The organism is Mycobacterium neglectum (genome assembly GCF_002591975.1).
GTDB lineage: Bacteria > Actinomycetota > Actinomycetes > Mycobacteriales > Mycobacteriaceae > Mycobacterium > Mycobacterium neglectum.
In genome coordinates this window covers 1-25,986 of record NZ_NVQE01000029.1, presented here as the reverse complement: position 1 = coordinate 25,986, position 25,986 = coordinate 1, and the positions used below count along the sequence as shown (strand labels likewise).

24 protein-coding genes and 1 pseudogene are annotated in these 25,986 nt (G+C 66.3%); 9 read left to right on the top strand and 16 right to left on the bottom strand.

From position 1 onward, the window contains the following. Positions 1-8: 8 nt before the first annotated feature. Positions 9-1,469 (top strand): NAD-dependent succinate-semialdehyde dehydrogenase, encoded by a 1,461-nt coding sequence (locus CSQ99_RS20795; RefSeq protein ID WP_099040951.1) that lies wholly within the window; start codon positions 9-11, stop codon positions 1,467-1,469. Between the two features lie 9 nt (positions 1,470-1,478). On the opposite strand, the gene CSQ99_RS20790 is transcribed toward CSQ99_RS20795, so the two are convergent. From CSQ99_RS20790 to CSQ99_RS20780, 3 genes are all read right to left on the bottom strand, one after another. Beyond that, positions 1,479-2,138 carry a GntR family transcriptional regulator gene (locus tag CSQ99_RS20790; RefSeq protein ID WP_099040897.1) on the bottom strand — a complete coding sequence of 220 codons (660 nt, stop codon included), beginning with the start codon at positions 2,136-2,138 and terminating at the stop codon, positions 1,479-1,481. Continuing rightward, entirely contained in the window at positions 2,135-2,854 is a 720-nt protein-coding gene (locus tag CSQ99_RS20785; protein WP_176561126.1) for a maleate cis-trans isomerase family protein, read from the bottom strand. Before CSQ99_RS20785 ends, CSQ99_RS20790 begins: the two co-directional genes overlap by 4 nt. A 63-nt stretch (positions 2,855-2,917) precedes the next feature. Next, positions 2,918-3,655 (bottom strand): maleate cis-trans isomerase family protein, encoded by a 738-nt coding sequence (locus CSQ99_RS20780; RefSeq protein WP_218014604.1) that lies wholly within the window; start codon positions 3,653-3,655, stop codon positions 2,918-2,920. A gap of 158 nt (positions 3,656-3,813) precedes the next feature. On the opposite strand from CSQ99_RS20780, the gene CSQ99_RS20775 reads away from it, so the two are divergent. Genes CSQ99_RS20775 through CSQ99_RS20760 form a run of 4 tightly spaced genes read left to right on the top strand, consistent with a single transcriptional unit; the run spans position 3,814 to position 7,498 of the window. Beyond that, entirely contained in the window at positions 3,814-4,812 is a 999-nt protein-coding gene (locus CSQ99_RS20775; RefSeq protein ID WP_099040896.1) for a D-2-hydroxyacid dehydrogenase, read from the top strand. Next, entirely contained in the window at positions 4,809-6,212 is a 1,404-nt protein-coding gene (locus CSQ99_RS20770; RefSeq protein WP_099040895.1) for an amidase, read from the top strand. The genes CSQ99_RS20775 and CSQ99_RS20770 overlap by 4 nt, the downstream gene beginning before the upstream one ends. After that, a complete protein-coding gene (locus tag CSQ99_RS20765) occupies positions 6,209-6,715 on the top strand; it encodes a DUF3830 family protein (protein ID WP_099040894.1) in 507 nt (168 codons plus the stop codon). The genes CSQ99_RS20770 and CSQ99_RS20765 overlap by 4 nt, the downstream gene beginning before the upstream one ends. Before the next feature lie 51 nt (positions 6,716-6,766). Then, positions 6,767-7,498: a DUF899 family protein gene (locus CSQ99_RS20760; protein WP_099040893.1), complete on the top strand. Its 732-nt coding sequence runs from the start codon at positions 6,767-6,769 to the stop codon at positions 7,496-7,498. Here CSQ99_RS20760 and CSQ99_RS20755 read toward each other — a convergent pair. The 4 genes from CSQ99_RS20755 to CSQ99_RS20740 are packed head-to-tail and all read right to left on the bottom strand — an operon-like array spanning position 7,495 to position 12,233. After that, positions 7,495-7,920 carry a hypothetical protein gene (locus CSQ99_RS20755; protein ID WP_342746721.1) on the bottom strand — a complete coding sequence of 142 codons (426 nt, stop codon included), beginning with the start codon at positions 7,918-7,920 and terminating at the stop codon, positions 7,495-7,497. The genes CSQ99_RS20760 and CSQ99_RS20755 overlap by 4 nt on opposite strands. Before the next feature lie 7 nt (positions 7,921-7,927). Continuing rightward, the gene (locus CSQ99_RS20750; protein WP_099040947.1) at positions 7,928-9,001 is read right to left on the bottom strand and encodes an ATP-dependent DNA ligase; all 1,074 of its coding nucleotides are present in this window, start codon (positions 8,999-9,001) and stop codon (positions 7,928-7,930) included. Continuing rightward, positions 8,998-11,160 (bottom strand): glycoside hydrolase family 3 protein, encoded by a 2,163-nt coding sequence (locus CSQ99_RS20745; RefSeq protein WP_099040892.1) that lies wholly within the window; start codon positions 11,158-11,160, stop codon positions 8,998-9,000. The genes CSQ99_RS20750 and CSQ99_RS20745 overlap by 4 nt, the downstream gene beginning before the upstream one ends. Then, positions 11,160-12,233 (bottom strand): threonine aldolase family protein, encoded by a 1,074-nt coding sequence (locus tag CSQ99_RS20740; RefSeq protein ID WP_099040891.1) that lies wholly within the window; start codon positions 12,231-12,233, stop codon positions 11,160-11,162. The genes CSQ99_RS20745 and CSQ99_RS20740 overlap by 1 nt, the downstream gene beginning before the upstream one ends. Positions 12,234-12,285: 52 nt before the next feature. On the opposite strand from CSQ99_RS20740, the gene CSQ99_RS20735 reads away from it, so the two are divergent. Beyond that, the gene (locus CSQ99_RS20735) at positions 12,286-13,044 is read left to right on the top strand and encodes a DUF899 domain-containing protein (RefSeq protein WP_245909013.1); all 759 of its coding nucleotides are present in this window, start codon (positions 12,286-12,288) and stop codon (positions 13,042-13,044) included. A gap of 22 nt (positions 13,045-13,066) precedes the next feature. On the opposite strand, the gene CSQ99_RS20730 is transcribed toward CSQ99_RS20735, so the two are convergent. Continuing rightward, complete coding sequence (locus CSQ99_RS20730; RefSeq protein ID WP_099040890.1) at positions 13,067-14,008, bottom strand: DUF5996 family protein; 942 nt, start codon at positions 14,006-14,008, stop codon at positions 13,067-13,069. Between the two features lie 99 nt (positions 14,009-14,107). On the opposite strand from CSQ99_RS20730, the pseudogene CSQ99_RS31475 reads away from it, so the two are divergent. Further along, a pseudogene (locus tag CSQ99_RS31475) lies at positions 14,108-14,224 on the top strand (ATP-dependent DNA ligase); the annotation flags it as partial. A gap of 66 nt (positions 14,225-14,290) precedes the next feature. Here the strand turns inward: CSQ99_RS31475 and CSQ99_RS20720 are convergent. The 8 genes from CSQ99_RS20720 to CSQ99_RS20685 all read right to left on the bottom strand — a co-directional run bounded on the left by CSQ99_RS20720 (position 14,291) and on the right by CSQ99_RS20685 (position 23,419). Then, positions 14,291-14,887 (bottom strand): hypothetical protein, encoded by a 597-nt coding sequence (locus CSQ99_RS20720; protein ID WP_014210455.1) that lies wholly within the window; start codon positions 14,885-14,887, stop codon positions 14,291-14,293. Positions 14,888-15,060: 173 nt separating this feature from the next. After that, on the bottom strand, positions 15,061-15,444 hold the full coding sequence (locus tag CSQ99_RS20715; RefSeq protein ID WP_014210456.1) for a hypothetical protein: 384 nt from the start codon (positions 15,442-15,444) through the stop codon (positions 15,061-15,063). Between the two features lie 63 nt (positions 15,445-15,507). Continuing rightward, positions 15,508-15,789 carry an SHOCT domain-containing protein gene (locus tag CSQ99_RS20710; RefSeq protein ID WP_014210457.1) on the bottom strand — a complete coding sequence of 94 codons (282 nt, stop codon included), beginning with the start codon at positions 15,787-15,789 and terminating at the stop codon, positions 15,508-15,510. 425 nt (positions 15,790-16,214) lie between these two features. Continuing rightward, positions 16,215-18,173 (bottom strand): heavy metal translocating P-type ATPase, encoded by a 1,959-nt coding sequence (locus tag CSQ99_RS20705; RefSeq protein ID WP_014210458.1) that lies wholly within the window; start codon positions 18,171-18,173, stop codon positions 16,215-16,217. Beyond that, a complete protein-coding gene (locus CSQ99_RS20700) occupies positions 18,170-18,553 on the bottom strand; it encodes an ArsR/SmtB family transcription factor (RefSeq protein ID WP_014210459.1) in 384 nt (127 codons plus the stop codon). Before CSQ99_RS20700 ends, CSQ99_RS20705 begins: the two co-directional genes overlap by 4 nt. A 111-nt stretch (positions 18,554-18,664) precedes the next feature. Further along, positions 18,665-19,738, bottom strand: coding sequence for an ATP-dependent DNA ligase (locus CSQ99_RS20695; RefSeq protein WP_014210460.1), 1,074 nt, complete (start codon positions 19,736-19,738; stop codon positions 18,665-18,667). A 4-nt stretch (positions 19,739-19,742) separates the two neighbouring features. Then, positions 19,743-22,256 (bottom strand): tyrosine-type recombinase/integrase, encoded by a 2,514-nt coding sequence (locus tag CSQ99_RS20690; protein WP_245909012.1) that lies wholly within the window; start codon positions 22,254-22,256, stop codon positions 19,743-19,745. After that, entirely contained in the window at positions 22,253-23,419 is a 1,167-nt protein-coding gene (locus CSQ99_RS20685) for a tyrosine-type recombinase/integrase (protein WP_014210462.1), read from the bottom strand. The genes CSQ99_RS20690 and CSQ99_RS20685 overlap by 4 nt, the downstream gene beginning before the upstream one ends. Between CSQ99_RS20685 and CSQ99_RS20680 the strand changes: the two genes are divergently transcribed. Both CSQ99_RS20680 and ligD read left to right on the top strand, forming a co-directional pair. Next, a complete protein-coding gene (locus tag CSQ99_RS20680; protein ID WP_483869966.1) occupies positions 23,364-24,419 on the top strand; it encodes an ATP-dependent DNA ligase in 1,056 nt (351 codons plus the stop codon). The genes CSQ99_RS20685 and CSQ99_RS20680 overlap by 56 nt on opposite strands. 1 nt (position 24,420) lies before the next feature. Then, entirely contained in the window at positions 24,421-25,467 is a 1,047-nt protein-coding gene (gene ligD, locus CSQ99_RS20675; protein WP_099040887.1) for a non-homologous end-joining DNA ligase, read from the top strand. The last annotated feature ends 519 nt before the right edge of the window (positions 25,468-25,986 follow it).

The window sequence follows — 25,986 nt, the reverse complement described above, 5'->3', positions numbered from 1 at the left end:
GCGTGGACATCAACCGCGAGAAGGCAGTGATCGACACCGTCGACAAGCGACTCTTCATCGACGGCAAATGGATCGACGCCAGCGACGGCCGAACCTTCGACGTCGTCGACCCGGGCACCGGTCAGAAACTGTGCACGGTCGCCGATGCCACCCCTGCCGACGGCAGGGCCGCACTGGACGCTGCGGTCGCCGCGCAACGCGAGTTCGCAGCGACTGCGCCGCGGGCCCGTGCCGACATGCTGATGGCGGCCTTCGAGTTGCTGCATCAACGGGTCGAGGACCTGGCGCTGCTGATGACGCTGGAAATGGGTAAGCCGCTCGCCGAGGCACGCGGTGAAATAGCCTACGCTGCAGAGTTTTTCCGACACTTCGCCGAGGAGGCCACCCGAATCGACGGCGGATATCAGACGGCGCCCGCCGGGGGTGCGCGGTTTCTGGTCGCTCGCCAGCCGGTCGGTCCCTGCCTGCTGATCACCCCGTGGAACTTTCCGATGGCGATGGGCACCCGCAAACTGGGCCCCGCCATTGCCGCCGGCTGCACCAGCGTGATCAAACCCGCGCACCAGACCCCGTTGTCGATGTTGGCACTGATGGGCATCCTCGAAGAGGCGGGCGTCCCGCCGGGGACCGTCAACTGCATCACTGCAATGGATGCCAACGCGGTGTCCGAACCCCTGATCCGGTCCGGTTTGGCGCGCAAGCTGTCCTTCACGGGGTCGACGCGTGTGGGCCGAATCCTGCTCGAACAGTGCGCGCAGAAGGTGCTGCGGACTTCGATGGAACTCGGCGGCAATGCCCCCTTCATCGTGTTCGCCGACGCCGATCTCGACGAGGCGGTGGACGGCGCGGTCGCCGCCAAGATGCGCAACATGGGCGAGGCGTGCACCGCGGCCAACCGGATCTACGTGCACGCCTCGGTGATCGACGAATTTGGACGCCGGCTGGCCGAACGACTGGCGACGCTGACCGTGGGCCGCGGCACCGAAGCGGGGATCAGCGTCGGCCCGCTGATCGACGAGGCAGCGCTGCACAAGGTCCAGGCCCTTGTCGACGATGCGGTCGGGCACGGGGCCCGGGTACTGACCGGCGGATCGGCCGAGCCCGGCGACGGCTATTTCTACCCACCGACCGTGCTCACGGGCGTCCCGCGAGAGGCCAGGATGTCCGACGAGGAGATCTTCGGCCCCGTCGCACCGCTCACGCCGTTCATGTCGGAGGACGACGTGATCGCCGCCGCGAACGATACGGAGTACGGACTGGTCGCCTACGTCTTCACCAACGACCTGCGCCGGGCCCTGCGCGTCGCCGAGGCACTGGAAACCGGCATGGTGGGGCTCAACCAGGGGGTGGTTTCCAACCCGGCCGCGCCGTTCGGCGGCGTCAAACAATCCGGTCTCGGGCGCGAGGGCGGGGCAGCAGGGATCGACGAATTCCTGGAGACCAAGTACGTCGGTATCGCGTGGGCGTGACGGCCCGCGTCAGGCGCCGCGGGCACGACGCGAGATGAGCCGATCGACGGCGTCCTCCATGTGGGCAATCAGCAGCTTGTTGGCGAGGTCCACGTCGCCTGACCTGATGGCGCTGGCAATCGCTTGATGCTCGGCCACCCGGTCGTTCGTGTTGTCGTATGTGTCGGCGAGCGCGTGCACGCACATTCTCGTCTCGACGAGGTAGGTCTGGTGCATCCGCGACAGCCGCGGGCTGCCGGCCAACTCGACCAGGCGCTCGTGGAACCGGATGTCGGCCTCGCCGCCTTCGTCGACATCGGCAGCGCAGGCCATCTCCTCCACGACCGCCAGCAGCTCATCACCGGCGGCGGCGTGGTCGCGCTGGAGAATCCGTCGCGTGGCCGCACGCTCGATCGCCTCGCGCGCAAGGTACATGTCCGAGGCCACGTCCGGGGTCATATCGATCACGAACACGCCCCGGTTGCGGATTGCGATGAGCAGCCCTTCCTGGGTCAGCCGTTGCATACCTTCACGGAGGGGGCCGCGGCTGACTCCGAGCTTGCGGGCCAGTTCGGCCTCACCCAGCTGCGTGCCAGGTGCGAGCTCCCCGTGCGCGATGGCTTGGCGCAGCTTGTCGGCGACGATGCTCGGCATTGACTCCTGCTCCACCGGCGCGATGAAGTCGGTCATCCGTCCTCTCCGAACAGACGGCCCAAGCCTGGGGTAGCCGGGACCGGACCGATGAGCTGCAGACCTTTCCAGACGGTCACCTGGTTGGCGGTGAGCACGGGTTTGCCGACAGCGGCTTCGAGCTGGTCGATGATCGTCAGCGTGTGCATCGCGGTGTCGGGAACCAACACCGCCTGCGCATCGGCGTGGTCGGCCGCGATGACCATGTCGAGCACCTGCGCAGGTTCGAGGGTGCCGACCTCCGCGGCGGTGACGATGCCGTGGCTGCCCATCGCCACGACGTCGACGCCGTCGGCGGACAGGAACCGCACAAAGTGCGCGGCGACGTCCTCTGGATACGACGCGGCCACGGCGACCCGCCGGATGCCCAGGTGGCGCAGGGCGTCGACGAACGCAATCGAAGTGGAAGACGCCGGAACACCGGCGGCCGCAGCGACTTTCGCGGCCTGATCGCGGGCGCCCGCCGGGCCGAAGACGAAACTGCCCGACGTGCAGGCCCACATCACCGCTTCAGGTTGCGCCTCGGCGAGTTTCACGACGCCGTCGGCGAGACGCTCGACGCTACCGAGGTCCAGCAGCGCGTCTACCCGATGAGCGTCCTCACCGACCGAGGTGATGACCACCGGTAGGCGCAGATCTCCGGCCAGCCGTGCTTCCAGCGAGGGAAAATCGTCTTCGGCGCTGTGCCCGGGGTAGAGCAGTCCTACGGTCGCCATGGGGTCCCTTGTTGAATGCTCGTTGATCAGATTGTCGACAATGCTAACAATGGTGCGGTCGGCCTAGGCCTCCAGTAGTCGCTGACCCGGACCGACGGCCTTGCGCCCGGCGACGCGCAGCGCAGCCCACATCGTGACCTGGTTGGCGGTCACCACCGGCTTTTCCAGTTCGGCTTCGAGCTTGGCGATCAAGTCGTAGGTCGGCAGGTTGGTGCAACTGATGACGATGGCCTCGGCGTCGGGAACGTCGGTGGCGCGGACAAGTTCGGCGGTCTGTTCATACGGCACCGCCCAGATGTTCGAGGTGAGTCCTAGGCCGGATGTCGCGACCACCTCCACGCCGGCTTCCATGAGGTAACTGGTCAGCCCGACCGTGAGATCCGTGGTGTACGGGGTCACGGTGGCAACTCGGCTGAGACCGAGATGCTGCAGCGCTGCGAGCACGGAGCCGCTCGTGGTGACCGCGGCCGGGGCGCCGGCTGCACGCATCGCCGAGACGAGTGCGGCCTCCCCGGCCATGCCCTTGACGAAACTGCCCGCGGTGCAGGCGTATGCAGTAACGAGGGGTGCGACGGCGAGCACGTTGGCGGCGCCGGCGAGGACCTGCTCCGGATCGGAGATGTGCACCGCCATGTCGATTGTCACGGCCAACGGGGCGTATCGGAGCCTGGTGACGTAGAGGCTCACGTCGTCGGGCACCCAGCGCCAAAGTTCACGGTCGAGCGCGAAGTCATACGGGGTCACGACACCTATGCCGACCTGCTGCAATGGTGGGGGTATAGCCAGGTCCCCGAGCGTCATTTCCACAGTGTGAGGCCAGCGGGCCGAACCGGCAACAGATTGTTGACAATCATACGGCGGGTCCCTAGCCTCGTGGCGTGCCGAGCCCCCGCGAAAGCGTCCGGAGCGCGCGGCGCAGCGGCGTATCAGGCCAGCTCAAGGCCGGTTCTGACCGACCGGTGATCGCCGTCCTTTGCGAGCGCCTCACGGACCGCCCGCCGGGCCTCGTCGGGCTCGGTGTCGACTTCCGCTATTGCACCGCGGAGGACCTCGCGGTTGCCGTTCGCGATGCCCGCGCTCTCCTGCTGTGGGACTTCTTCTCCAGCGCGGTCCGCGACGTGTGGGATGACGCGCGCGCTCTCGAGTGGATCCATGTCACCGCCGCCGGCGTCGACACCTTGCTCTCCCCAGACTTCCCTGAGCTTCGCAACTCCGACGTCGTGGTGACCAATGCGCGCGGTGTCTTCGACCGCCCGATCGCCGAGTATGTTCTCGGCGCGGTACTCGCCCACGCCAAGGACAGCCGCACCAGTTTCGCGTTGCAGCAGCGTCGAGAATGGGTCCACCGAGAGACGCGTGGCATCGCCGGCGCCCGTGCGCTGATCGTCGGTACCGGGGGCATCGGGCGGGAGATCGCGCGACTGCTGCGCGCGGCCGGTATGCAGGTGCGCGGGGTGGGCCGCGTCGGACGAGCCGACGACCCGGACTTCGGCGAGATCACGATGAGTGCGGACCTGATCACCGAGGTCGGGTGGTGCGATCACCTGATTCTCGCTGCACCGCTTACGGATTCGACGCGCGGTCTCGTTGATGCGGCGGTGCTGGCAGCGATGAAGCCGGACGCGCATTTGGTCAACGTCGGTCGCGGTCCATTGGTTGACGAAACGGCGCTGCTCACGGCGTTGCGGGACAAGCGAATTGGCGGTGCGACGTTGGATGTGTTCGATACCGAGCCACTCCCGTCCGATCATCCGATGTGGGAAGCTCCCAATGTGACGATCACCGCGCACATGTCCGGCGACGTCATCGGCTGGCGCGAGACGCTGTCCGACCAATTCGTGCAGAACGTGCGGCGTTGGCTGGCCGGCGAGCCGTTGGTCAACGTGGTGGACAAAGAGCTGGGCTATGTACCCGGAGCCGGAAGGCCGGCGACATCAGGACCGAGCAGCTCGCGATGATCCCGACCGCCGTCGAGCTCGTGCAGGGCTATCGCGCCCACACCATCTCTCCGGTGGAGGCCACCCGAGAAGCGCTGGCGGCCATCGAATCTCATGGCAACGCCGTCAACGCGTTCGTGCTGGTGGATGCCGACAATGCGTTGGCTGCGGCCAGAGCATCGGAGGCGCGCTGGCATGCCGGGCGGCCGCTGGGCCCCGGTGATGGGGTACCGACGTCGATCAAGGATGCGCTGTGGACCAGGGGGTGGCCGACGCTGCGCGGCAGTTGGCTCATCGGCGAGGCCGGTCCGTGGGACGAGGACGCGCCTGCCGTCGCGCGGCTTCGAGAGACGGGCGCCGTTCTGATCGGCAAGACCACCACACCCGAATACTCATGGAAGGGTGTCACGGACTCACCGCGGTACGGGGTGACCGGCAATCCGTGGGATCCGACCAAGACGGCAGGCGGATCGAGCGGCGGCAGTGCAGCAGCGGTCGGCCTCGGCATGGGGGTGTGGTCCGTCGGCACCGATGCAGGAGGATCGGTGCGCATTCCGGCGGCGTTCACCGGAACGGTCGCACTCAAGGCGACCTACGGACTGATCCCCCACTACCCGCCGAGCCCGTTCGGCACACTGGCCCACCCCGGCCCGATGACCACGACTGTGGCTGACACCGCGGCGCTGTTGGACGTCATCACCGGGTTCGATGCCCGCGACTGGTCGGCGATGCCGACGCCGTCCGGCTCGTTTCTGGCCGGCCTCGACGCAGGCGTCGACGGCCTGCGGGTGGCGTTCTCGCCGAATCTGGGGTTCGTGCGCAACGACCCGGAGGTCGACGCCGCGGTGCGGGCCGCCGTGACCGTCCTGGCCGACGCGGGTGCCAGGATCGATGAAGTAGACCCCGGTTTCACCGATCCCCTCGAGGCTTTCCATGTGTTGTGGTTCTCGGGCGCGGCGAAGGTGTTGCAGGCGTACGGCCGTGAAGTCGATGACCGCGTCGATCCCGGCCTGCGGCGCATTGCCGCGGTCGGGGCCGGATACTCCGCATCGGACTACCTCGACGCGATGGCGGTGCGGATGCAGCTCGGTCAGTTGATGGGGCGGTTCCATCAGCAATACGACGTCCTCGTCACACCGACCCTGCCGCTGCCGGCGTTCACCGGCGGCCGTGACGTTCCCGAGGGTTGGCCGTCACCGGACTGGGCCACGTGGACCCCGTACACCTACCCGTTCAACATGACTCAGCAGCCCGCGCTCAGCCTGCCGTGCGGTTTCACCTCGACCGGCCTCCCGATCGGGCTGCAGATCGTCGGCCCCCGCCATGCGGACGCGATGGTGTTGAAGGTGGGGCGGGCATACGAGTCGGCCACCGACTGGCATCGGCGAACGCCGACCGTGATGGCACAAGGAGTTCGATGAGCAGGCTGATCAAGGTGTCCCTCGACAAACGCGGCGTCAGCTGTGTGGCCCGGCTGCTCGACGACGCGGCGCCGCGCACCTGTGCAGCGGTGTGGGATGCGTTGCCACTATCCGCGCCGGTGTTTCACGGGAAGTACGCGCGCAACGAGATCTACACGCTGCTGCCCGTGTTCGCGCCCGGCGACCCCGGCAAGGAGAACACCACGGTGACGCCGATCCCCGGTGATCTGTGCTGGTTCTCGTTCGACTCCGATCAGCTCGGTAACCCGGCCTACGGCTACGAGAACACCACCGGCACCGGCACCACCGGCTCGATCGTCGACCTCGCGCTGTTCTACGGGCGAAACAACCTGCTGATCAACGGCGACCAAGGTTGGGTTCCAGGCAATGTGTTCGGTGCTGTCATCGAGGGACTCGACGAGATGGCCGCTGCCTGCCAGGACCTGTGGATGGGCGGTGTGCGCGGCGAAACGCTGAGCTTTGCGCGTGCCTCGCAGGAGTGACTGCCCGCCTGTGGGCGATGAGTTCGGCGCCATGCGACGGTCTATACGCCTATGAGGACTGAACACAGCACCTATCCAGCCCCCGAGATCGTCGACCGGGCCGCCTGGCAGGCCGGGCTCGACGAACTGCTTGTGCGCGAGAAGGCGCACACCCGGGAGGGCGACGCTTTCGCGGCCGCGCGACGTCGGCTGCCGATGGTAGAAGTGGACGCGCAGGCGCGAGTAGTCGGCGCTGCGGGTTCGGTTCCGCTGCTCGACGTGTTCGAGGGACGCACGCAGCTGCTCACCTACTTCCACATGTGGCATGACGGTAAGTCCGCGCCGGAGCAGTGCGAGGGCTGCACGTTCTTTACCGGACACGCGCAGGAGCTGTCGTATCTGCACAGCCGAGACGTCACGTACGCGACGTTCTGCCAGGGCACCTACGCCGAGAGCGTGCGGTATCGGGACTTCATGGGCTGGGAGATGCCGTGGTACTCGGCGCGCGACGCCGACGCGATTCTGCAGGGCCGCCACTTCGGCTTCTATGCGTGCTTCTTGCGCGACGGCGACCGGGTCTTCGAGACGTACTGGAACACCGGTCGCGGCACCGAGGCCGGTGCCAACAGCTACCACCTGCTGGATCTCACGGTGTACGGCCGGCAGGAGCAGTGGGAGGACTCGCCGGAGGGCTGGCCCCAGCCATACGACCCCTCAGCCGGTGACCAGTTCCGCAGCGGTGAACGGCCGACCTCCCAGTGGTCCCGGATCGCCGCGGGGCGATCGGACGACTTGTCGGGCTAGAGCGGAACCAGGCTGATCGGATTCTGGCCGGACGTCCAGTCCGGGTCGCCGCAGACGCCGGGCTTCGATCGGAAGCTCACGGCACCGACCAGAGTCGCAGGGTCGAACGAATACATCAGATCCGCGGGACCGGTGCTGCCGTTGGGGCATATCCGGCCGTTCGGGACGTCAGTGCGTTCGACGGTCCATGGGCCGCCTGCGACCCGGGTGATCTGTTCGAGCAACCCGGTGGATGACGAGATCGTCCCTCCGCACGTGACCTCGGCATTGCACTGTGTCGTGATGCTCCACGTGTTCGTCGTAGGGCCGTTGATGAAGTGAAAGTCGCCGTCGAGCCGGTCGTCGGCCCACGCGGGGCTCGCCAGCCCTGCGGCCACCCCGGCCAGGACGCACGAGGCCGCCACCGCTCGAATGATCACCACGCGAGCATCACACGGTTCGGCCGAGCCCGGGGACGATATCGCCGAGGCTGAAGGTGACCGGCTGTTCGAGCTGTTCGTAGGTGCATGATCGCGGGTCGCGGTCGGGGCGCCAACGGTTGAACTGCGCGGTGTGGCGGAACCGCTCGCCTTCCATGTGGTCGTAGCGGACCTCGACGACCCGCTCGGGCCGCAGCGGCACGAACGAGAGGTCCTTGCCCGCGTTCCACCGCGACCCCTCGTTCCGGCGTGGTGTGCGCTCACCCGACACGTGGGCGGCCCAGTTCCACGGATGGTCATCGAATGATGTTATGAGCGGCTGGAATTCGGTGAACAGCTCGCGCCGCGTCGCCATCGGGAACGCGCCGATGACACCCACCGATGCGAGTGTGCCGTCGTCGCGGTACAGGCCGAGCAGTAGCGAGCCGATCGCGCCATCGCCCGACTTGTGCACCCGGTAACCGGCGACGACGCAGTCCGCCGTGCGCACGGGCTTGATCTTGAACATGACGCGTTTGTCCGGCTGGTAGGTGACGGTCAGCGGCTTGGCGACCAGGCCGTCGAGGCCGGCGCCCTCGAATTCGGAGAACCAGCGCTGCGCGGTCGGCAGATCGGTGGTCGCGGGCGTGACGTGGATCGACGGGCCCGAACCCGCCAACGCGTCGACCAGTGCGGCGCGGCGCTCGCTGAACGGCCTCGCCGTGTAGTCCTCGTCGTCGAGTGCGAGCAGGTCGAAGGCGATGAATGCCGCCGGGGTCTTCCTGGCCAGCATCTGCACGCGTGAGTCGGCGGGGTGGATGCGCTGCTGCAGCGCTTCGAAATCCAGACCGTGGTCGGTGGCGATCACGATCTCGCCGTCGATCACGCAGCGCATGGGTAGCTCCGTGCGGACGGCGGCGACGAGCTCGGGAAAGTACCTGGTCAGCGGGCGCTCGTTGCGGCTACCCAGTTCGACGTCGAAGTCGTCACGAAAGCAGATCGACCGGAATCCATCCCACTTGGGTTCGTACGAGGCGTCGGGCGGGATCGTCGCCACCGACTTCGCCAGCATCGGCGAGACCGGTGGCATCACGGGCAGTCTCATCGCAGCCATTGTCCCGACGGCATCCGGCATGCTTTGGGATCGCCGCAATAGGCGCCGGCTTCCACCGTGATATCGCCCTCGTCGAGCACGAAACCATCTACGGTCCAGCGCTGCAGGGGCCGCAGCGAGCAGTCGACCCTGACAACGTCGGTGTGTCCGGCTGATACCGCCGCGGAGGCGAATCCGATGAGATGGCGCACCGGTCGCCCGTCGACGGCGCGCACTGCGTATATCTGTACGACGTGGCGGCCGTCGCGATCGCCTGTGTTGGTGATCGTCACGGTGGCGTCGAAGTGCTCGCCGTTCACGGCGCCTAGCGTCAGATCGGTTGTGGTGAATGTCGTGTAGCCGAGGCCGTATCCGAGCGGGTACGCCGCGGCTACGCCGTCGTGATCGAGCTTGCGCTGTCCCCACCATCGGTCGTAGGTGACCGAGCGGGCGCGCCAATCTACTTGTGGCAGATGCGATTGCTGCGTGGGGGTGGCGACGGGCATCCGTCCTGCCGGCTCGGCACCGCCCAGGAGTACGTCGGCAAGTGCGCGACCGCCCTCCATTCCGGGGTACCAGGCCATCAGCAACGCGGCGACGGAACTGTCCCACGGGTCGACGACGACGGTGCCGCCCGCGATGACGATCACGACGGTGCGTGAGTTGGCGGCGGCGACGGCCCGAATGAGGGCGACGTCCTCGCTGTGCAGATGCAGATCGGATCGATCGCCACCGAAGGTCCACCAGCGCTGAGAGGAATTGAACAGCGCACTGGCGAGTTTCGCGACACGAGGCCGACGCATGATCCCGCCGAACAACGCCAGCGTGTCGGCGTCGATGGCGATCAACGCCTCGCCCTCGTCCTTCGGAGTCAGGCCGACCACGACCACCGCGACATCGGCGGTGCGGGCAATGTCGGCCGCGCGTTGCGGTGACGCGTCGGCGTCGGCCGTGACCACGCGGTGACTGCCGAGCCGTTCCCGCAGACCTTGCACCACCGAGACCGTGTTCGGGGGCCTGACGTTCGACGAGCCGGTGTCACCGAGGTTCGCTCGGCCGGCGAGACGGCCGAGGACGGAGACGCGCTGCAGTTCCTGCTCGGCAAGCGGCAACAGCCTTGTGCCCTCGGTGGTTTCGTTGCGCAGCAGCACCGTCGCACGGTGGGCCACCTCACGCGCCAACGCACGATGTTCGGCGCCGGTGACAACTGAGCGGGCCGGGGTCGGCCGGGCCCGCGCCGCGAACTCGATCTGGGTGCGCAGGATTCGGGCGCCTGCCTTCAAGACGTCGGCGCGGGCGAGCTCACCGGACCGCAATGCCGCCGGCAGCGCAGGGGCGCGCTGCTGACGGAACGGCATCTCCACGTCCTGGCCGGCCGCAACGGATTTCACCGGATGGCGCAGACCCCACACCCAGTCGGTGTGAACGAAACCGGTGAACCCCCACTGGTCCCGCAGAATCTCGGTCAGCAGGTGGCGGTTCTGTCCGGCCCATTCCCCGTTGACCGAGTTGTAGGAACTCATCACGGAGTCCACGCCCGCCTCGACGGTTCGGCGAAAGTGTGGAAGGTATCTCTCGTGCAGGATGTCCTCCGGCACCCCGACGTCGACCTGGAACCGGGCCTCCTCCATGGAATTGAGTGCGAAGTGCTTGACGCTCGTGATCACCCACGGCTTGGCGCCCTCGGTTGCCGCCGAACCCATTTCGCCGAGCAGTAATGGATCCTCGCCGTAGGACTCCTGGGCGCGACCCCAGCCGGGGAAGGGGGCGACATTGATGCAGAGGCCACCCCAGAAGTTGGCACCGTGGACCCGCGCCTCGGCTCCGATCGCAGCGGCGACGCGCCGTTCGACGTCGACGTCCCAGGTTGCCGCGCGCGCGATGGCGACTGGAAAACTGGTCGATGGGGCGATTCCGACGCCGCGCGGGCCGTCGGTGAAGCGCAGCCCGGGGATGCCGATGCGGTCGATGCGGCCCGCCGTGACGGCGAGGAAGTTCGTCCGAGCGCGCGCACCGTCGACGACGGACCCGATCATCGTCTTGTCGCCGTCGAGCAGCCACAGCAGCTCCCGGTCGGTCAGCATGGCCAACAGTTCGGCGGCGGCGACGTCGGAGGACTTGTCGCCATGTCGCACCGCGTCCACTGCCTCGGCGAACGGCGTATCGGTCATCAGCGTGCGAACTCCTCGACGATGATCTCCACGAATCGGTCGACGTCTTCAGGTGTGGTGTCCCATGCCGTCATCCAGCGGACCTCGCCGCGGGCGCGGTCCCAGTCGTAGAAGCGCGCGCGGTCGCGGATCCGGTCGGCAAGCTCGTTCGGCAGCGTCGCGAAGATCGCGTTCGCTCCGCTGTCCTGGGTGAAGGCCAGACCGCTCAGCGTGCCGTCGGCGATGCCCGTCGCAAGTGCGGTGCGCAGGCGTTGCGCCATCGCGTTCGCGTGAGCGGCGCTGCGCAGGCCGAGATCGTCGTCGAAGAGGGCGAGCAGCTGCGCGGACGCGAAGCGCATCTTGCTCTCGAGCTGCATCGTCAACTTGCGCAGGAACAACAGCCCATCCGAGCGGTCTGGATCGAGCACCAGCACCGCCTCCGCGCCGAGCAATCCGTTCTTGGTGCCGCCGAGGCTGAGGATGTCGACACCCGCGTCGGTGGTGAACTCCCGGAACGGCACACCTAGTGCGGCCGCCGCATTCCAGAGCCTGGCGCCGTCCATATGGACGGTCATGCCGTGCTGATGGGCGAAGTCGCAGACCTCGCGGACCTCGTCCGGCGTGTACAAAGTGCCCAGTTCTGTGGTCTGTGTGATGCTCACGGCCAGCGGCTGAGCGCGGTGTTCGTCGCCCCAGCCCCATGCCTCGCGGGCGATCAGCTCGGGTGTCAGCTTGCCGTCCGCGGCGGGGACGGTGAGCAGTTTCAGGCCGGTCACCCGCTCGGGTGCGCCGGCCTCGTCGGTATGGATGTGCGCGCTGGTCGCCGTCACCACCGCGCCCCAGCGCGGCAAGACGCTGGTGAGTGCGACGACGTTGGCGCCCGTGCCGTTGAAGACGGGGAACGTCTCGGTGCGCTCACCGAAATGCGCGCGGATCACCTGGGCAAGGCGTTCGGTGTAGATGTCTTCGCCATAGGCGACCTGATGACCGCCGTTGGCGGCGGTGAGTGCAGTGAGTACCTCGGCGTGCACACCTGCGTAGTTGTCACTCGCGAAGGCGCGCCAGTCGGGATCGTGCAACGGGGATATCGACACACCTCGATCCTGCACCCGATGGCTATGCCCGGGCTGGGAGGTCTACCTATGCATGGGCGACAACATGGCGAAGCAGGAAGGCCCCGCTATCCCGTCACCGTCGATGCAGCAGCAGATCTCCCTGCCGGAAGTCCGTTCGCGCGACGAATGGCAGGCGGCGCGCGACGACCTGCTGGTCGAGGAGAAGGCGTTGATGAAGGCGCGGGACAGCCTTGCCGCGAAGCGTCGGCGACTGCCGATGACCCCCGTACGCAGCGATTACCGCTTCGTCGGCCGCGACGACGAAGTGGACCTTCTCGGCTTGTTCGCCGGACGGCGCCAGCTGATCGTCTACCGGTTCTTCTATGCCCCCGACGTCGAGAACTGGCCGGATGGGTCCTGTTCCGGGTGCGCGTTCTTCGCTGACACGGTGACTCATCCGGCACACCTGGCCGCTCGCGACACCAGCCTGGTGTTCGTAACGGCGGCTCCGCAGGAGCGAATCACTGCGCTCAAAGCACGAATGGGATGGGAGCAACTGCCCTTCTTCACCCTCGTTGGTGATGAGTTTTCTTCCGACTTCGGCGTCGAGGAGATGTTCGGGGTCATCGTCTTCATTCGCGACGGGGATCGCATCTACCAAACGTACTTCCTCAACGGACGCGGCATCGAGGAGATTGGCCCGGCGTGGTCGCTGCTCGACATCACGCCACTCGGCAGGCAGGAGGACTGGCAGGACGTTCCTGAAGGGCGGCCGCAGGGCGCTCCGTATGAATGGTGGCGCCTGCACGACAACTACGGCGCGGTAGCGGCGGAGCACACCAACAGGTGACACCATTCACTCGAGTTGATGGTTACTGCTTGTGGCTCCATCGATGTGGATCGGCTTCGAGCGCGGCGCGGTCCCAGTCACCGCGTACGGCGGCGGCATCATAGGTGGTCTGTAGAAACTCCATCAGCGTTCGGTCCGGGTCTGCCGCCGTGCGCACGGCCTCGTAGGGCAGCAGGAACTGGCCGTTCTCCTTGCTGTAGAAGGCTTCCCGGGGAGCGACGGGGTAGTCGGCGAAGCCGTCGGGTTCGGGATAGGCGTAGGCGTAGAAGGCACCTTCGTCGCCGCCGCCGGGCCAGAAACCGCAGCTACTCAACTCGTGTGAGTAGCCCTCCACCATCACCCAGTCGCCGACGTTGGGTGCACCGCCAGGATGTTCGGGCGCGGTGCGGCCTGAGAACCTGGTGCAGGCCAGATCCAGTGCGCCCCAGAAGAAGTGGACCGGACTGACCTTGCCGATGAACCTTGAGCGAAACTGGTGCATCACCCGATCAGCCGCGACGAGCTGGCGCCAGAAGAGGTTCACGGCATCTCGGTCGTAGGAGCCATGCTCGCGGTCGTCGGCGAACGGGATCGCCGGATCGACCTCGTTGGGCGTGGCCTGGATCGTCACCGCGATACCGAGTTCGTCGAGGGCGCTCATGGTCTCGGCGTAGAAGTCGGCGACGGGCTTGGGCTCGAGCGTGACGTGACGAGCGCCGCCGTCACTGGATCGCAGCGCCAACCTATGGTCGACGAAGTCGAACTCGATGTCGAAGACTCCCGCTCCGTACGGGATCGCCGAGGTGGTCAAGCCCCGCGGGCTCACGTAGAGGGTGACCTGCCACCAGTGGTTGACCAACGGCGCATGCGCGAGCCGTATCTTGCCGACGATCTGTGTCCACAGGTGCAGCGTGTCGCGGGTCGCGGTCCAGTCGTCGACCCGCAATTGTGGCCAGCGCGCCGCCGTCGTATGAGGATCGGTCATCCTGCCTCCCTCTAACTCGCCCTCATTTCGTCTACCCAAACCGTACGTGCATCGAGAATCACCCGATGACATTGCCGGGCGTCGGAGGTCTACGTGAGTATGGAGACTGTGGACTTACCCGTGCAGCCGCCGCTGGAGCCGATGCTCGCGAAGGCACAGGCCAAGGTGCCGACCGATGCGGGGGTGTGGTCCTACGAGCCGAAATGGGACGGGTTCCTTCACTGGACTTGTCAAAGGTTGTTAAGGGGAGCCGCAGTCCATCTGGCGGGTGGTTTGCTTCCGTCAGCGGCTTGGCCCCATCACTCCGTGACCCATACCGGGACCCATCATTCCGTGACCCATGCCAGGTCCCATCATCCCGCCGCCCATCATTCCGCTCATCATCGCCGGCATCCCTTCGACGACGAATCCGGTGACTTCGCGGGCGTGTTCGCGAATGGCGTTGGTCAGTTCTGGGTCGCTGGAGGTTTCGACCACCACCACGCCGCTGGGTGTGAGCGTGATCTGACGTTGATAATCGGCAGCGCGGCGGAACAGGGTGGGCAGGCTTGAGCTCATGCAGGTGACTTCACTGCCCTGATCGAGGTGGGTGTACATCGATGAGACGTGGGCCTGCAGTTCGGTGACGAGGTCGGCGGAGTCGGATTCGGTGGTGGTGCGCACGCCTCCGGGAATCTCTTCCACGCTGCGTCGAAGCTCCTGATGCCGCATGAACATGTTCATGTAGGCGCGCATGTCCATGCCGGTCGCGCCACCCATCCCGGGTTGGGCACGGCTGATTGGTATGTCGATAATGTTGCGCAAGACATACCCCAGGCCGAAGAGGGCCCCACCGGTGGCGAGCATTCTCAGCGCCGCTCGCCTGCTCATTCCGGTCATTTCCGATGATCCCTTCGCGTGCTCGACGTGTGCCGTGACAATCGCGTTGTGGGCGAACGCGCGGTGCGAGTTGCGTCCGTCTTGGGGCTATGGCGGCTTCGTGGCCGACGATGGCCGACTCGACGAGACAACGTGAAATTGCTGCCGTCGCAGCGTGAACCTGTGCTTGTGCGCTACGGCCGAGGTGTGGTTGGAGTGGTTGTCGGCGGCTGCGACTGGCCGGGCCCCAAGGGGCCAGAGGGCCCCATGTTCCCCGGTGGCCACGAGCCCTGCGGTCCCATCATGCCGGGTCCCATCATGCCGGGTCCCATCATGCCGGGTCCCATCATGCCGGGCGTTCCTTGACAGTGCCCCCGATTGCCGCCGAAACCGTCGGTGGCCCTGCCGATGAAGAACCCGGAAAAGAACACCACCGCAACGATGAACACCGCAGCGGCGGCAATACCACTCCACGCCAAGGCGTGGTTCACCCCTCTGCGCTGTCCGGCCGCGGCGATTCGTTCGCTCGTTGATTCAGGTGTATCGGTCATTCTTTCAATCTCCTTCGCTGCATCCATTTTTGAGGTCCTCGGTCGACTGGCACCGCGCTATCGGCCGACGCTGAGCTGTCGGCACGTGAGTCATCGCGGTTCCTGGTGTTCGCGCAGCAGCGTCATCCGCCGCAGATACTCATCCTCATCGATGTCGCCGCGCGCAAACCGTTGGGCTAGAGCATTTTCCGGCCGCGACCAGGTCCCTGAATCCGTGCGGTTGCGCTGTGCATCGCTACCGGCGAGATGCCGAACGGCCAGCACGACCGCGGTGATCAGGGCGGCCGACAACAGCACCATCACCACGCCCATGAGGATCCAGCCGCCCCATCCCCAACCGCCCCACATGCAGTCGTCTGTGCCGTACATCATGGTGGTGAACCCCTTTCATCTGACTGGCCGGGAAATGTCTCACCTGACACCACGATGGACTGGCAGGGCGCTCGGGCGGTAGGGCCGATGTGCCTCAACATGCCCGCAAGCCGTGCCGAAACCAGAAAGTGCCTGTCTCCGTAGTTCGGCGGCATTGGCTCGAGGATCATTTTCCTGCTACCTCTCAGCGTGAACCCTATTCTCCAATACCCCTGCGGGTATAGCAAGGGCGGTTTTCGGGGCGGATCCAACACGGCGTGGCGATCCGTGCCGCTCCGGCGACCCGACCGCCCGCGGATATGCCCTTGACCGGCCCTGTGTGCGCGGTGTGGTGGTGTGTGGGTTGGCATGCGGCCTCAGCCCGGTTCGCTTTCCCTGCCACGGGGCGTGTGCGCTGATGGAGATTGTCGGACAACTCCCGCCGATCATGAAGGCGCCGCTGCTGTGTGGGCTGTTGCTGGTTGGTCGGCCGGTGCAAGGGGCAGGGGCTTGGCGCGGCCGGCGCGCACACCGTTGGCGATGACGACGACCTCGGCCAGCTCGTGGACCAGCACGACGGCGGCCAGACCGAGCACACCGAGCAGCGCCAGCGGTATCAACACGATGATCAGCGCAAGTGACAGGCCGACGTTTTGCAGCATGATCCGTCGGGCGCGGCGGGCGTGGCTGAATGCCTGCGGCAGGTGGCGCAGGTCTTCGCCCATCAATGCCACGTCGGCGGTCTCGATGGCTACGTCGGTGCCCATCGCCCCCATCGCGATACCGAGGTCGGCGGTGGCCAGGGCGGGGGCGTCGTTGATCCCGTCGCCGACCATGGCTGTGTTGCGCTGGGCACGCAGCTCTTCGATGAGCCGCGCCTTGTCCTCGGGACGTAGCTCGGCGTGCACATCGTCGATACCGACATCTTTGGCGAGCGCGGCGGCGGTGGTGTGATTGTCGCCGGTGAGCATCGCGATGTGGTAGCCGTCGCGGCGCAGCTGGGCGACGACCTCGGCCGCCTCGGGACGGAGTTCGTCGCGCACGGCGATCGCGCCGACTGTTTGGCCGTTGTCTTCGACGAGCACGGCGGTGGCGCCGGCCTGCTGCATCCGTACCACGGCATCCGCCAACGCGCCCGCATCGAGCCACCCGGGGCGGCCCAGGCGAATCGTGTTGCCGTCGCGGCGGCCGGTGAGCCCGGCGCCGGTCACCGCCTGCACGTCAGTAGCCGGGGTGACCTCGTTGACGGCGGCCAGGATCGCCGCGGCCAGCGGGTGTTCACTGCGCGCTTCCAGCGCTGCGGCCAGATCGAGCACCTGCTCGCGAGTGGCGCCGTGGGTGGTGGCCACCTCGATGACAGCGGGCCGATTGGCGGTCAGGGTGCCGGTCTTGTCCAGGGCGACGCCGCGCACCGCGCCGAGCGCCTCCAGCGCGGCCCCACCCTTGACCAGCGCACCGAGCTTGCTGGCCGCACCGATCGCGGCGACCACGGTCACGGGCACCGAGATCGCCAACGCGCACGGCGAGGCCGCGACCAGTACCACCAGAGCACGTTCGATCCACACGGCCGGATCGCCGAGCAGGCTGCCGATCACTGCAATCAGGGCCGCGGCGATCATCACCCCGGGCACCAGCGGTTTGGCGATGCGGTCGGCCAATCGCTGAGAGGCGCCCTTGCGAGACTGTTCGGCCTCCACAATCTTCACGATGCGGGCCAGCGAGTTGTCCTCGGAGGTGGTGGTGACCTCGACCTCCAGCACGCCGGTGCCGTTGATCGAGCCGGCGAACACCTCGTGGCCCGGTTCGGCTTCCACGGGCACCGACTCACCAGTGATGGCCGAGACATCCAGCGCGGTGCGGCCGTTCCGGATGATGCCGTCGGTGGCGATCCGCTCGCCGGGCTTGACTAGCATTCGGTCGCCGACACGCAATTCACTTGAGGACACGACCATCTCGGTGTCGTCTCGCAGAACGGTGGCCTGGTCAGGCACCAGCGACAGCAGGGCGCGCAGTCCGCGACGGGTGCGGGCCAGCGAATACTCTTCCAAACCCTCGCTGATCGAGAACAGGAACGCCAGCATCGCGGCTTCGCCGACTTCGCCGAGGAGCACCGCGCCCACAGCGGCGATGGTCATCAACGTGCCCACCCCGATTCTGCCTTTGGCCAGACGCTTGAGCGTGGACGGCACAAAGGTATAGGCGCCGACAACCAAGGCGAGCGCTTCCAACGTGAGCACGACCGTCGGCGGCGCACCTGCCCCGCCGGCGATCAACTCGGCCAGCAGGAACACGCCCGCGACGGCCGCGAACTGCAGTTCCCGAACCTGCCACAGGGATTCGGCCTGCTCCTCGGACTGCTCGCTGACGTCGGCCTCGTCTCCGCCGCAACCGCAGGTGTTACTCATTTCTTGGTCACCGTCGCTTTCTTCGTCGCATCGGCTCCGTAGATAGAGCACAGCACCACCTGGTTGCCGGTCGCGGCCAGCAGCGATTCCGCCGACGCGAGCAGATCCATCAGCTCGGGGCGAGTCAGGGAGTAGAACATCTGCCGGCCTTCCGGGCGCCCGGTGACCAGGCCGCACTCGCGTAGGCAGGCCAGATGCGCCGACACAGTCGACTGCGCAGTGCCCAACACCCTGGTCAGATCCACCACCCGGGCCTCCCCTTCGGTGAGGCGCTGCAGGATCGCCAACCGGGTGGGATCCGATAGGCCGCGAAACAGCGCTGCCGCCGGCGCCAGATCCGCGGCCGATGGGGAAGTAGCCCGTCCTTTTGTCATCGCCATTCAACGATGATAGCCGCAAACGCCTATCAATCGCCAGGGGTCGCTGGGCTCACTCGTCCGATGTCAAAACAAAGTCGCTGCAGAGTCCCATGCCGACGGCGCGACGGCGTCTTAGGCCCTTGAGCCGAGGCCGGGGATGATGTCGTCGAGCCGGAAGACAACTGGTTGTTCGAGTTGGGCGTAGGTGCACGAGCGTGGGTCGCGGTCGGGCCGCCAGCGGTTGAATTGCGCAGTGTGGCGGAACCGGTCGCCTTCCGTGTGGTCGTAGCGGACCTCGACGACCCTCTCGGGTCGCAGCGGGACGAACGAGAGATCCTTGCCGGCGTTCCAGCGGGAGCTTTCGTTCTTGCGGGGTGTGCGGTCACCGGCTTCGTGGGCGGCCCAGTTCCACGGATGGTCATCGAATGCGGTTATCAGCGGCTGCATTTCGGTGAACAGCTGGCGGCGCTTGGTCATCGGGAACGCGCCGATCACGCCGACGGAGGCGAGGGTGCCGTCGTCGGTGTAGAGCCCGAGCAGCAGGGAGCCGATCGCGTCCTGGCTGGCCTTGTGCACCCGGTAACCGGCGATGACGCAGTCGGCGGTCCGCTGGTGCTTGATCTTGAACATGACCCGCTTGTCGGGTTGATAGGTGGCCGTCAGGGGCTTGGCGACGACGCCATCGAGACCCGCCCCCTCGAACTCTTCGAACCACCGATGCGCCGTCGTGAGATCCGTCGTCGCAGGAGTTAGGTGAACCGAGGGCCCGGAGTCGGCCAAGGCCGTGACGAGTGCGGCGCGCCGCTCGGTGAACGGTTTCCCGGTGTAGTCATCGTCGCCCAAGGCGAGTAGATCGAACGCTACGAAGGACGCAGGGGTCTGCTTGGCGAGCATCCGTACTCGCGAATCGGCGGGGTGGATGCGTTGTTGCAGTGCTTCGAAATCCAGCTCGTGGTTGGTGGCGATGATGATCTCGCCGTCGATCACGCAACGCTCGGGCAGTTCGGCGGTGACGGCGGCGACCAGTTCGGGGAAGTACCGTGTCAGGGGCCGCTCGTTGCGGCTACCCAGTTCGACTTCGTCGCCGTCGCGGAAGCAGATCGATCGGAAGCCGTCCCACTTCGGTTCATAGGAGGCACCAGAGGGGATTGTCGGCACCGACTTGGCCAGCATTGGCGAGACCGGCGGCATGACGGGAAGCTTCATCGTCTCATTGTGGTCTCTGCTCGGCGAACGGGTTGCCGCCGTGTGAAAGTCGTTGCTGGGCCTCGGATTGGCGGACGCGCAGATGCTTGATGCTTTCTTCGAGGGCGGCGACCTCGCCGAGCCATGCTCGGTCCTTTGCTTCGACGAGGCGCTGCTCGGCGTTCTCGGTCATCTCGTTGATGCGGCCCAACTGGGCGGGGTCGACGCGCAGGAACCGGCATCGGGTACACGCGTGTTCGTGGACGCAGGGTGTGCCGTAGGGGCGGTGGCACTCGCCGAGGGCAACGCGGCGCAGTAGGAAGTGCTCTTCGAAATCGGCCCATTCGTCGTCGTCGGCGACTGTCGCCTCCTCGAATGGGCGCAGTTGGCGGCGACGTTCGATGAACGCCTGATGGGCGGTGACGATCTGCTCGGGGAACACGGCGGTGTAGCCGCGGGTGGTGTCGAGGTTGAGATGTCCGAGTAGCGCTGCGGCGATGTGCAGCGGCAGACCGTTGTTGACGGCATCGGTGGCGAACAGTCGGCGGAAGTCGTGCGGGGTGAAGTGCACCGGTCGACCGGCATCGGTGAGCCCGGCGATCGTGGCGAGGTGGACCAGAATCTGGCGCACGTAGTGCCGTCCCAGCACTTCGTGACGGGTACCCAGAGGGCGTGCGAACAGGTGCGGGAACGGTTCGCTGTGGACCTTGTCGTTGGTGTCGTAGGCGATCGACAGCGGCACGTGATCCTTGCCGGCCTTGGCGCGGCGCAAAACCTCCAACAGCACTCCGACCAGTTCCGGAGTCATCGGGATCAGCCGCTCGCAATCGGTCTTGGACGGCACGATGTGGAGCAAGGGCACCAGCGTGGCCGTTGTGGAGGCGGTGTAGTGCCGCAGCGATAATTGGGTCAGTTCAAGAAGTTCCTCGATGCGAATGCCGGTGTGACGCAGTGTCTCCACGAGCGCCCAACCCCAGAAGCCCTCCTCTTCGAGCGCGGTTACGTCGATGCGCTCGGCACTGCCTCGGATCCATCCCGGCCGCTGCTGTCCGGGTGCCAGGTGCGCCCAAATCCGGGCGCGGGCGTCGCCGTCGCGCCGCAAGGGTGGGCAGTGCCGAAGGAAGGTGAAGCCGTCGATGACGAATTCCTGGTCGTGCGTGCAGGTCAAGGCACGCCGCAGAAGCGTTGCGGTGCGGTCCTTATGCGCTGTAGCCGCAGCCAGGAGTGCCGGCAGCAGCGGGGTAAGCATGCGGGTGCGATCCTGCATGGAGGCCTTCTGGCGGCGTTTCTGCTTGGCCGCCGCGCGACTGAGCGCCCGCGGTACTGGGCACGGCGCGACCCAGACACCCCAGCGGACGGGGTCGTCGTGCGACCACTCGGCCAGGTCGCGGTACATGCCGCGGATGGCGAACAGGATCGAGTGCACTTCGCGTCGCGGGCGGCCGTCGAGGGTCATCGCCAACCGTTCCCGCCACGCCGTCACCACCTCGGCCGAGATCGCCAGGTCCTTTTGGTCCGGATTGATCTGCAGGATCTCCCACCAGAACAATCGGGCCAGGCGGTAGGCAAGTCCCTCCAGCGAGCTGTAGTCCATGTTGGGCTGTAGCTCCTCGAGGTAGCCCACGAGGAGGTCGCGCACTCCTGAGGCGGGGATGCCGTATCGATCGACTAGCGTCGCAGCGCTGTGTTGGCGTGTGTTGCCTCGCGCCGACCACGTCGCCCGCAGCGTAGGCGCCTCCTCGGCCAAGGGGCCCAGGGCGACCAACAGCTCCCAGATGAGGTGTTCGCGGCGCTGTCGCCCCGAGGTGCGCACCACGTCGGCGTAGAACAGCAGATCGTCGCCGCACAGTTGTCCGATGTTCTTCCCGGTGCGGATCATCACCCGCGCCAATGCCTTTTCGGCGTCGTCCTGGTATTTGGGCACCGCGTCCCGGTAGGCGGGCAGCGTACGCAACCGTTCCAAGTCCGGCCCGCCATTGCTGTCGAGGAACCTGCCGAGGGCTACCCGCTGCTTGGAATCCAACAGCCAACTGTAGGACGGCCGCAGTGCGCGTACGCGCAGTAGCGCATTGAGGGCCTTGAGCGTGGGTGACCAATGGTCGTAGTGCGGCAACGCATCATGCTCGATCCAGGTGCGCGGAGCGGCGTCGTAACCGCTGGCCAGCCACCGCTCCTCCCACGTCTGCCCTGAATATTGAGCCAGGACACCCAGCAGGGCCTGCGTTCCCCGAACCATCGGCTGAAGCTGCTGGGGTGGCAGCGTCCGGTGGCGCTCGGTTACGACGTCGCACAACTCAGTGATGGTGAGATGCTGCATCGTCACACCGCGGGCGCCCTCTGGCGGTGATGGGGGCGCGTGGTTGGCGTCGTAGCCCCACAGGGGCCGGGCCAGGCCGGCGGGGCCGAACCGGCTGTCTGCTGGGATCGCTTGCAGATGCGGTGAATCAGGCCGTGACAGCAGCTGGACCTGTGGGCTCATCGCCCGCCGCGTCGCGGCGGCCTGCCGGCGTTGCGGTGATCGGATGTCCTCAGCGCTCAATTCGGCAGCCCCAACAGTTCTCGGACCGCTGCGGGGTCGTAGGCAGGTTCGATCGTCGATGCTTCGATCTTCGGTCGGGCGTGATGCTCAAGGACCTTGCCGATCAAATCTTCCAGGCGAGGCTGGGTGTAGATCTGAGTGGTCGTCACGCTGGCATGCCGCAGGACGGTTTGCACGTCGACCAGCGTGAACGCGGGGTCGGCCAGCATCCGCGCGGCGGCGGTGTGGCGGAAGTCGTGCAACGACCAGTTCGCGCCCAAGCTGGCGTTGGCGCGGCGCAGCACCGCGCGCATTGCGTGGTAGTTCAGCGGTGCAGGCTGAGAGCGTCGGGTCCACCACACCGGACCACCCGGCTCGATCGGCGGGCGTCCAGCCAAATACAGCGCCAGCCATACGAATGAGTCCACTGAGGCCGGAACGGTCTCCCGCATGCGGCTGCCCTTGCTGGTGACCGTGATTGTGTAGCGGCCGGCATCCAGATCACCGTGACGCAAACCGAGCAGCTCCGATGCCCGCACACCCGAGGACAGATAGAAACTCACTAACGCTCGATCGCGGTGGCTGCGCAACGCGTTAAACAGCGCTGCGGCGGCGTCATCGGGGATCGCCCGCCACACCGGCCGTGGGGTCTTCTGCCGGTAGTTGGCGCGCCGAAAGATAGCGAAGTCTTCCATCGGGTTGTGGTGCGCATGCGGTCGGCCACCTTGCCTAGCACGTTGTGCAGGAACGGGATTCACCAGCGGACCCAGATCGACGGCACAGGCGTGGTCATAAAACCCGAATAAGACTGACAGCTGATGGTTGATGGTGCGGGGGGCGTACTTGCCGGACAACTCCGCCTTGCCGGTCACTGCGTTCACCGACCCCGGTGGCGGCCCATCCGGTCGTCGGCGAAGACGTTGCGGATTGGGCGCCGCCCGCAAGTGCTCGACGAACGCGCGGACATCTACGCGCTCGGCTCGCTCCCAACTGATCAGGCGGTCATGCAGGAAACGGAACCACCGCAGAAGGTCGAACGCGTAACTTCGAACTGTGAGTGGACTGCAATCAGACGCCGCCAGTTCGCGAAGGTATGACGTCGCCCCGGGATGCTCGGCATCGGGGAAGATCACCCGCCACGGCAACCCGCTCGGCGCCGACTCCACCCGACCCACCTCGCCCATAGCCGGATCCTCCGCCCGCCGCAGCCACTCCATCGGAAGGCTCGCCGAAGTTCAGTCAACTAGACGGGCGCTGGTGTTCCGCGACGGCGACGAGATCGTCCTGCTGTCGCGCAGCGGTAAGGACCTGGGCCGGTACTTTCCCGAACTTCTCGTCGCACTGCGTGACGAGCTGGCGCCCCGTTGTGTGCTCGACGGCGAGGTCGTCGTCCCGCGGGAGATCGAGGGTCGCATGCGGCTGGACTGGGAGTCGCTATCCCAGCGCATCCATCCGGCCGCCAGTCGAATAGAGCTGCTGTCCGAACAGACGCCGGCGCACTTCATCGGGTTCGACGCGTTGGCCACGGGCGACGCGTCGCTCCTCAAAGAGCCGTTCCGGGTCCGCCGCACGGCGCTGGCCGACGCGGTGAACGAGAAGACGTGGTGCCACGTCACGCGCACGACCGAGGACCCCGAGCAGGGTGCGCAGTGGCTCGACACATTCGAGGGCGCGGGTCTGGACGGGGTGATCGCCAAGCGACTGGACGGACCGTACCTGCCCGGTAAGCGGGAGATGGTGAAGGTCAAGCACGCCCGCGACGCGGACTGTGTCGCCATCGGTTACCGGGTCCACAAGAGCGGCGAAGGTGTCGGTTCGATCCTGCTCGGTCTCTACCGTGAGGACGGTGGCCTCCAGATGATCGGTGGTGCGGCGTCATTCAGCGTCAAGGACCGCATCAAACTGCTCGCCGATCTTGAGCCGCTGCGTGAGGGGGACCAGGTCAACGACGGCGACCCCAGTCGCTGGAACTCGGCGGCCGACAAGCGCTGGATCCCCGTGAAACCCGAGAAGGTCTGCGAGGTCGCGTATGACCAGATGGAAGGAAACACGTTGCACGGCAAGCGGTTCCGACATGCGGTCAAATTCGTGCGCTGGCGTCCCGACCGTGAGCCGGCCAGCTGCACCTTCGACCAGCTCGACGTGCCCATGAACTACGACCTCTACGACGTGCTGGAGTCCTGAAATGGCAGCGCCCGCAGAAGAAATCGACGTCGACGGGGTCAAGGTTCGGTTGACCAACCGCGACAAGCCGTACTTCCCCAAGCTGGGCTCGGACGGCACCAAAGGCAAACTCTTCGACTACTACCTGTCCGTTGCCGACCGGATGGTGGCGCTGCTGCGCGACCGCCCGGTGCATTTGCAGCGCTTCCCCGACGGCATCGAGGGGGAGGAGATCTACCAGAAGCGGGTTCCGCAAAAGCATCCCGACTACCTGGAAACCTGCGTCGTGACGTTCCCGTCGGGACGAACGGCGGACGCGCTCAAGGTGACTCACCCGTCGGCAATCGCCTGGGCCGCGCAGATGGGCACTGTCACGCTGCATCCGTGGCAGGTGCGTTGCCCCGACGCCGAACACCCTGACGAACTGCGCATCGACCTCGATCCGCAGCCGGGTACGGCTTTCAAGGAAGCCCGGGAGGTCGCGGTGGATGTGCTCAAGCCGCTGCTCGACGAGCTTGGGCTGGTTGGGTACCCGAAGACCTCCGGGGGCCGCGGCGTGCACATCTTCCTGCGGATCAAGCCGGACTGGGATTTCGTCGCGGTGCGACGCGCGGGCATCGCGTTGGCGCGCGAGGTGGAGCGGCGGGCCCCGAAGGCGGTGACGACGTCGTGGTGGAAAGAGGAGCGCGGTAAGCGGATCTTCATCGACTACAACCAGAACGCCCGCGACCGGACGTTCGCGTCGGCATATTCGGCGCGCAAGACCGCGATCGCGACCGTGTCGACTCCGCTGAGCTGGGAAGAACTGCGCGAGGCCGACCCCGACGACTACACCATCCTGACGGTGCCCGATTTCATTGCAGGACGACCGGATCCGTGGTCCGATATCGACGCCAAGGCCCAGTCGCTGGAAGCGCTGCTGGAGATGGTGAAAGCCGACGAGGAGGAGCGAGGCCTCGCAGATCTGCCATATCCGCCGAGCTACCCGAAGATGCCTGGCGAACCACCCCGGGTGCAGCCCAGCAAGAAGGTCGCCGCCAACTGGGACGACGAGGGCAACCCAGTGTGAAGGCTGCCTGAGTCGACGGCTTGCTGCTGCCAGTCTACGAGGCCCCGCCAGGGTTAGCGTCGAACGTTGCAGCCGGCGGCGACGTTGTGGCAGTGCGTTTCACTGTCACATTTGCCGCAGTGGCATCTACAACCCTTGTTCTTGAGTGTCTCTGAGATCTTGTGGTCGTCACCCATAGCAAGCTCCTTTGCTCGTTGCTACGACGCTAACGGTTTGTAGCCGCTTGCAAGCGAAAAGCATCGGATGTCAGCGTTCGTCCAGGCGTGCGAGGTTGGGAGCGTGGCCTCGGGGGGTCTTCCGTACCCGCTGAGTTATCCGCGACGGCAACCCCGTTTAGCGCATCTAGCAAAGTTTACTTGTCACAAAATAGTAATGGGGGTGAGTAGGGATTTAGCCTCGATCCACCGACTGACCTGGTGTTTTCTGGGTGTCGGAATGAGGAAAGTGCCCTCTGAACTGGGATGATTGTAGTTCTCACACAAACAATCGGGTCAGTTCGGAAAGGCACTTCCAGTGCAA

What these genes read in the sequence shown, in the direction of transcription:
- CSQ99_RS20790 (WP_099040897.1), bottom strand. Translation starts at nt 2,138, where the DNA reads ATGACCGACTTCATCGCGCCGGTGGAGCAGGAGTCAATGCCGAGCATC.
- CSQ99_RS20785 (WP_176561126.1), bottom strand. Translation starts at nt 2,854, where the DNA reads ATGGCGACCGTAGGACTGCTCTACCCCGGGCACAGCGCCGAAGACGAT.
- CSQ99_RS20780 (WP_218014604.1), bottom strand. Translation starts at nt 3,655, where the DNA reads ATGACGCTCGGGGACCTGGCTATACCCCCACCATTGCAGCAGGTCGGC.
- CSQ99_RS20770 (WP_099040895.1), top strand. Translation starts at nt 4,809, where the DNA reads ATGATCCCGACCGCCGTCGAGCTCGTGCAGGGCTATCGCGCCCACACC.
- CSQ99_RS20765 (WP_099040894.1), top strand. Translation starts at nt 6,209, where the DNA reads ATGAGCAGGCTGATCAAGGTGTCCCTCGACAAACGCGGCGTCAGCTGT.
- CSQ99_RS20760 (WP_099040893.1), top strand. Translation starts at nt 6,767, where the DNA reads ATGAGGACTGAACACAGCACCTATCCAGCCCCCGAGATCGTCGACCGG.
- CSQ99_RS20750 (WP_099040947.1), bottom strand. Translation starts at nt 9,001, where the DNA reads ATGAGACTGCCCGTGATGCCACCGGTCTCGCCGATGCTGGCGAAGTCG.
- CSQ99_RS20745 (WP_099040892.1), bottom strand. Translation starts at nt 11,160, where the DNA reads ATGACCGATACGCCGTTCGCCGAGGCAGTGGACGCGGTGCGACATGGC.
- CSQ99_RS20735 (WP_245909013.1), top strand. Translation starts at nt 12,286, where the DNA reads ATGGGCGACAACATGGCGAAGCAGGAAGGCCCCGCTATCCCGTCACCG.
- CSQ99_RS20730 (WP_099040890.1), bottom strand. Translation starts at nt 14,008, where the DNA reads ATGACCGATCCTCATACGACGGCGGCGCGCTGGCCACAATTGCGGGTC.
- CSQ99_RS20720 (WP_014210455.1), bottom strand. Translation starts at nt 14,887, where the DNA reads ATGACCGGAATGAGCAGGCGAGCGGCGCTGAGAATGCTCGCCACCGGT.
- CSQ99_RS20715 (WP_014210456.1), bottom strand. Translation starts at nt 15,444, where the DNA reads ATGGATGCAGCGAAGGAGATTGAAAGAATGACCGATACACCTGAATCA.
- CSQ99_RS20710 (WP_014210457.1), bottom strand. Translation starts at nt 15,789, where the DNA reads ATGATGTACGGCACAGACGACTGCATGTGGGGCGGTTGGGGATGGGGC.
- CSQ99_RS20705 (WP_014210458.1), bottom strand. Translation starts at nt 18,173, where the DNA reads ATGAGTAACACCTGCGGTTGCGGCGGAGACGAGGCCGACGTCAGCGAG.
- CSQ99_RS20700 (WP_014210459.1), bottom strand. Translation starts at nt 18,553, where the DNA reads ATGGCGATGACAAAAGGACGGGCTACTTCCCCATCGGCCGCGGATCTG.
- CSQ99_RS20695 (WP_014210460.1), bottom strand. Translation starts at nt 19,738, where the DNA reads ATGAAGCTTCCCGTCATGCCGCCGGTCTCGCCAATGCTGGCCAAGTCG.
- CSQ99_RS20685 (WP_014210462.1), bottom strand. Translation starts at nt 23,419, where the DNA reads ATGGGCGAGGTGGGTCGGGTGGAGTCGGCGCCGAGCGGGTTGCCGTGG.
- ligD (WP_099040887.1), top strand. Translation starts at nt 24,421, where the DNA reads ATGGCAGCGCCCGCAGAAGAAATCGACGTCGACGGGGTCAAGGTTCGG.